The organism is Kribbella sp. NPDC050241 (assembly GCF_044459685.1).
Taxonomy (GTDB): domain Bacteria; phylum Actinomycetota; class Actinomycetes; order Propionibacteriales; family Kribbellaceae; genus Kribbella.
The window spans coordinates 1-5805 of the sequence record NZ_JBITJE010000026.1; the positions used below are offsets into that span (position 1 = coordinate 1).

Below are 5805 nucleotides of genomic sequence, written 5' to 3' on the forward strand. Positions count from 1 at the left end.
CAACCGCGCCAAACCCTTCACCTGGACCAAGACCGCCGACACCATCCTCACCAAGATCAGCCGTAAACCAACTTCAAACACGCGACACTAGCGAATCGGACCTTCACCTACCGCCGCTAGGCATTCTCATCGTGTCGTTGCGGTCAGAGACGCAAGCACCGCGTTGTCAGCTGTGACGACGTCAACGCGAGTGATGTCCGAGAGGGCGAACGACGAGCTGGCAGGAACATCTGCCTCGGAGATGTGGGTTGTCGTCCACCAGCCGGTGACCTCCGACTTCCCAGTGCTGGTGTGAACTACCAGCATGCATCGCTGGCCAGGAGCAAGGTCGTCCATGTGGACCTGAATGTCTGTGCCCCAGCTGCGGCTGCTGAGCTGCACCCGCGTGTCGATCCCGCCGACGCCGTCTGTCGCAGACCAGGTGATACCGCCTCCGACCTGTGGCGGAGATGCCGGAGCGTCGGAGATCTGGCGACCGATCAGGCCGCCGCTGACCAGCAGGACCACTGCGGCGGCCGTGGCGAGAAGTGCCCGCTTCGGCGTACGCCGCCGACGCCTGATGGACGCTGGTTGCCGGTCGACGTCCGGATCGGCGTCGTCCTCGAGTCGCAACGCCAGGACATCTTCCAGCGTGAGACTGTGAAGCACCCCTGGCACACGGGCGAGCTGCTGGACTGCTTCCTGGCAGCTCGGGCAGTCCCGGATGTGCCTCTCGAGCTCGACGCGTTCGTCGGCATCGAGTGCCCCGAGAACATAGACGCCGATCGCGTCGGCTTGTGGACAGGTCATGAGCCGGTGACTCCTCGCTCCTCGAGAGCCGCTCGCAGCGCCTGCAGCGCGTAGAAGCTTCGCGATTTGACTGTCCCGATCGGAATACCGAGCTGCTCGGCCGTCTCGGAGACGGTCCGCCGGCGGTAGAAGAGTTCGACGATCACCTGGCGATGGTCCCGGCTGAGCCCCCGCAGTACCTCTGCGACCTGCCAGGCCTGCAGGACCCGGTCGATGTCGTCGTCTGCCGACACGAACTCCCTCTCGGCGATGGGTACCTCGGTCGGGCGCGCCGCGCGCCGGCGGTGCCCCGAGATGACGAGGTTCCGCGCCACGGTGAACAGCCAAGGACCTGCTCGGTCCGGGTCAAGGGCAGGCGAGTTCCGCCAGGCGCGCATCATGGTCTCCTGGACGACGTCTTCGGCGTACTGACGATCTCCGCTCACTGACTGCAGGACATAGCCCAGGAGCGGCCTGCGATACCGGTCGTACAGCACCTCGAGGTCCGCTTCGCTCCCGGATCCACCATCCGTCGACACACGCCTAAATACGCGGCTCGTCATCGGATGGTTCAGGCCGGACTGTCGTCACCGAGTGCGACGGCTCCTCGTCGTCCTCGGCGAGCCGCCACGCGCTGTCCTGGATCGAAGTGGCCGCGGTGGTGGGAGAAGCGGCCGGTGACCACGGCGACAGGCCAGCGGATGAACCACCGGAGATCGCTGCGTTGCCTGCCGCAAGATGGCGGTTGACTTGAAGTTTTCTTTAAGTATGAGGGTGGTCGACGTGGATACAGACGACTACTTGGACGAAGCGTACGAGAGGTTGCGTGACACCGGCCCCGAGCGTGATGGATGGCTGTCGAACCATGCGCCGATGGCTGTTGAAGCGTTGACACGGCGGGGTCGTGGAGCCGTGGTGCATCGATGGCTCGACGAGTATCACGACAAGCTCGAATCGCGGCCGCGCGGACTGGATCGGATCCAGCAGGACTCATGGCGGGATCCTCTCGGCGACCCGCTGAGAACCGGCGACTGGTTGAACTTCTTCGAGGAGGAAGTCAGGGAGGCGGACTGGCGTGAAGTGCTGGCCAGATGGTGGCCACGGTTGCTGCCAGGGATCGCCGCTGGCGCTACCCACGGGGTGATCCGGGTCGGCCATGCTGTGCGTGCCTTGGCAGATGAAGAGACACAGCCGAGGGTCGTCGAGCTGGCTCGCGGCCTGGCGTACTGGGCCGCACGCTGGCAGCCGCTGGCGCCCGCCGGCGAGGGGCCGTACGGCGCGAACGATCCGCGGTCTGCCCTTGATTCGGTGCCGCGCGTCGCGGATCAACGCTTCGGCATTCGCCACCGACTCGCGCAACTCGCCGTGACCGATCGCTGGAGCGAGGCCTCGGGTGCTGTGCCGGGCACGGGAGAGATACGGGATCGGCTCGCCTCGATCGTGCAAGCATCGGTTCTGCGCTATGGGACGCACGGGCATGGCAGCCCGGTCATGCTCGTACACGCGTCCACCGCACCCAATGCGGTTCTGAGAACTCTCCCGGAGTTGCCGCAGAGGCTTTGGCAGCCAAGTCTGGAAGCGGCCTGGGCAGCCGCAGCCGCTGTGACTGCGGCGTATTCACCTTCGGAACCGCGTCCAGCCTCGGAACATCACCTACTGGATCCGGACGATGTCATGTCCCAGGCCGTTGCCGGTGGCGATGAACACGCGATCAAGTTCGTCGATACCGCCATCGACTTCGCCGAGATCCCAGGAGTGCTGGACGCCGGCCTGCACGCGATCCGTCTGATCGCCTGAGGGGGAGCGCGCATGAGGATCAAGAAGTTGGCTTGGGTCGGTACCCGCACCACCGAGGCCGAGGCGACCGTTCAGTTCTTTCAGGAGGTGCTCGGCCTGCACGGCGAGAACCCGATGCCGGACTTCTGGGTCCTCACGATGGCCGATGGTGCCAAGGTCGAGGTGTTCGGTCCTGAGCATCCACACAATCGGCACTTCACGACCGGTCCGGTCGTCGGGTTCCTTGTCGAGAATGTGTTCACCGCGGCCGAGGAATTGCGCGCGGCCGGGGTCGAGATCGTCTCCGGCCCCACGGGCAGCGAAGGCGACGGCAACGCCTGGGTGCATTTCCGCGCCCCGGACGGCAATCTCTACGAATTCACCCAAGACCCCGGAGTGGCCATCCCCTGAAGCCGCGACGTGCGGAAGTGGCATGGAACTTATGGCACGAATTGGACCTGTGGGTCAACGCGGCCCGGCGATTACCGTCGGCTCGGCCACTGACTGACGGAGGTAGTGCGGCGATGAGCGGTAGCGAGATTCTCGACGAGACCTATGAGCGGCTGCGTCGTACCGGACCGGAGTTCGGTGGTGACGAGGAGGGCAACAACGGTCTGACCAACCACGGCCCGATGGCGGCCGAGGTGATCGTGCGCCGGAACCTGGACCTCGACGTGCACAGCTGGATCGATGCCTACCTGCCTCGCCTGGTCGAACTCCCGTCGCCCAGCGCCCCGATCACCGACGAGGACTGGAAAGTTGCGCTCGGCAACGCCAAACGGATTGCCGACTGGACCGAGTACTTCACCAGGCAGGTCACCGAACTGCCCTGGCGGGACGTGCTGACGACGTGGTGGCCACGGCTGCTGCCTGGCATCGTGGCCGGCGCGACCCACGGCGTGATCCGTGTCGGGCACGCAGTTCGGACCCTGCTGGCAGGCAACGAGAGCCAGGCTGCGCAGATCGAACTGGCGCATGGTCTGGCCTTCTGGGCAGGCCGATCCAGGCTCGTCCCTGGGCTGAGTACGCCCACCGGCGAATTCGACGCCACCAGTGCGTTGGACGCGGTGCCGCACCTGGCAGATCAAAGCGGCGTGCTCGCCTCCCGGATCCCGCGGCTGGCCACCGTGCCCGGCTGGTCCGAGTCGGTAGCCGCCATCCGCCGCCCTGTCGATGACCACGATGTGCCCGCCAGACTGGCAGAACTGGTGGACGCCGCCTCGATCCGCTACCTGAACTCTGCGCACGGCAGCCCGGTCCTCCTGTTGCACACGGCAACCGCACCCAACGCCGTGCTGCACACGCTTCCTGTGCTCCCGAGCGAATTGTGGCAACCCAGCTTCGCCGCGGTATGGGGAGCAAGCGCTGCCATCGTCGCAATGTACGCGCCGGCGACAGCGGCGGACGACGCTGCCCTCCCCGCCGCACCAGCCGACTCTGCCACGGATGCCAACCCGGTCGCCGAGGTACTGCAGCGCACGGCCGAGAACAGCGATGAACATATGCTGAAGTTCGCCGACACCGCGGTCGAGGCCTACGAGCGCACGGGGAATCCCGACACGCTCAGAGCGGCGTTGCGAGCGGAGCAGCTCGTCGGCCACTGACCCCGGCCGGGCTCCTAGGTCGCAGCTGTTGCGGCCGAGGCGATGTTGCGCTGCATCCCGCCGAAGACGAGGCCGTGGAAGGGTTTGATCGCCCACCAGTACAAGTGGCCGGGCAGGCCGTGGGGATGGAACAGCGCGCGTTGACGGAAGACGGTGCTGCCCGCGTCGTCGTGATCGACGACGAGTTCGAGCCAGGCCAGGCCGGGGAGTCGCATCTCGGCGCGCAGACGGAGGAGCTTGTGATCCTCGATCTCTTCGACGCGCCACCAGTCGAGCGGATCGCCCACCGACAGGTCCCGTGGATTGCGCCGGCCGCGGCGCAGACCTGGACCACCGAACAGCCGGTCCAGCAGGCCGCGCGCCCACCAACCGAGGCGCCAGGAGTACCAGCCGTTGCCGCCGCCGATACCTTCGATCACCGTCCACAGCCGTTCGGGGCTCGCAGGTACGACGCTTTCGCGCTCGTCGACGTACAAGGAGCCGCCGGACCAGTCCGGGTCGCTCGGCAACGGATCGCTCGGCGCGCCGGGCGTTGACGCGGATGCCCAGGTGGTTGTCACGTCCAGGTCGCGGACCCGCTTGAGCGCGAGCGACACCGCCTGATCGAAGCCGGTCAGTCCCGTCCCTGGATCGGGGACGTACGTCGCGATGTCGTGCTCCTTGCAGATGACTTCGTGAACCAGGCTGTCGACCAGCGGTCTGGCGATGCTGCTCGGCACCGGGGTGACCAGACCGACCCAGTGGCTTGACAGCGACGGCGTGAGCAGCGGCAGGAGGAGGATGCGCCGTTGGTTGAGGTGGGCCACCGCCGCGTAGCGCTGCATCATGTCGCGGTAGGTGAGTACGTCGGGTCCGCCGATGTCGAACCCACGGCTCACGTCCGCCGGCATCGACGCGCTGCCGACCAGATAGTGCAGGACGTCGCGGACGGCGATCGGCTGGATCCGGCTGCTGAGCCAGCGTGGGGTGACCATCACCGGCAGGCGGTCGGTCAGGTGCCGCAGCATCTCGAACGACGCCGAGCCGGACCCGAGAATCACGGCCGCGCGCAACACGGTGACCGGTACGCCGGATGCCAGCAGAATCTCGCCGACCTCGCGCCGGGAATCCAGGTGCGGCGAGAGTTCCTCGCCTTCAGGGTAGAGGCCGCCGAGGTAAACGATGCGGGATACGCCGGCCTCCCTGGCAGACGTCGCGAACGTCAAGGCGTGATGCCGGTCGCGTGCCTCGAACCGCCGGCCGGTGCCGAGGGAGTGGATCAGGTAGTAGGCGATGTCCACGCCGTCCATCGCCGCCCGCAGCTGCCGCGCGTCCCCGGCGTCCGCCTCCACGACCTCGACCTCGTCGTACCAGGTCCGATCGCGGAGCCGGCGTGGGTTCCGTGCCATCGCGCGGACCCGGAAGCCGGCCTCGAGCAGCTCCGGCACGAGGCGGCCGCCGATGTAGCCGGTGACTCCGGTGACGAGGGCGAGGCGCTGATTCATGCCTTCCCGGTGCCCGAGTGGCGAGAATCCAGCACAGCCGCCGGCCGGGGGAGTTGGTTGGTTTGCGGGTTTGGTGGGGGGTACCGGGCGGCCAGTTTCGGGGTGGTACGGCAGGGTGCCATGTCAGTAAGTCCTTGTTGCGAGGCAGAGATGCTGCGCCCTTCGGCCTAGGC

General features: G+C 66.9%; 6 protein-coding genes. 3 read left to right on the plus strand and 3 right to left on the minus strand.

All coding sequences use genetic code 11. The annotated features are described in order from the left end of the window. Positions 1-126: 126 nt before the first annotated feature. Both ACIBG5_RS43455 and ACIBG5_RS43460 read right to left on the minus strand, forming a co-directional pair. Positions 127-789, minus strand: coding sequence for an anti-sigma factor family protein (locus ACIBG5_RS43455; RefSeq protein WP_396397966.1), 663 nt, complete (start codon positions 787-789; stop codon positions 127-129). Continuing rightward, positions 786-1331, minus strand: a complete 546-nt coding sequence (locus ACIBG5_RS43460) for a sigma-70 family RNA polymerase sigma factor (protein ID WP_396397967.1) — start codon at positions 1329-1331, stop codon at positions 786-788. The genes ACIBG5_RS43455 and ACIBG5_RS43460 overlap by 4 nt, the downstream gene beginning before the upstream one ends. 220 nt (positions 1332-1551) lie before the next feature. Here ACIBG5_RS43460 and ACIBG5_RS43465 point away from each other — a divergent pair, with 220 nt between their 5' ends. From ACIBG5_RS43465 to ACIBG5_RS43475, 3 genes are all read left to right on the plus strand, one after another. After that, a complete protein-coding gene (locus ACIBG5_RS43465; protein WP_396397968.1) occupies positions 1552-2565 on the plus strand; it encodes a questin oxidase family protein in 1014 nt (337 codons plus the stop codon). 12 nt (positions 2566-2577) lie between these two features. After that, positions 2578-2955: a VOC family protein gene (locus ACIBG5_RS43470; RefSeq protein WP_396397969.1), complete on the plus strand. Its 378-nt coding sequence runs from the start codon at positions 2578-2580 to the stop codon at positions 2953-2955. Between the two features lie 113 nt (positions 2956-3068). Next, positions 3069-4148, plus strand: a complete 1080-nt coding sequence (locus ACIBG5_RS43475) for a questin oxidase family protein (protein WP_396397970.1) — start codon at positions 3069-3071, stop codon at positions 4146-4148. 14 nt (positions 4149-4162) lie between these two features. Here the strand turns inward: ACIBG5_RS43475 and ACIBG5_RS43480 are convergent, their stop codons facing one another. After that, a complete protein-coding gene (locus tag ACIBG5_RS43480; RefSeq protein WP_396397971.1) occupies positions 4163-5632 on the minus strand; it encodes an SDR family oxidoreductase in 1470 nt (489 codons plus the stop codon). Between the last annotated feature and the right edge of the window lie 173 nt (positions 5633-5805).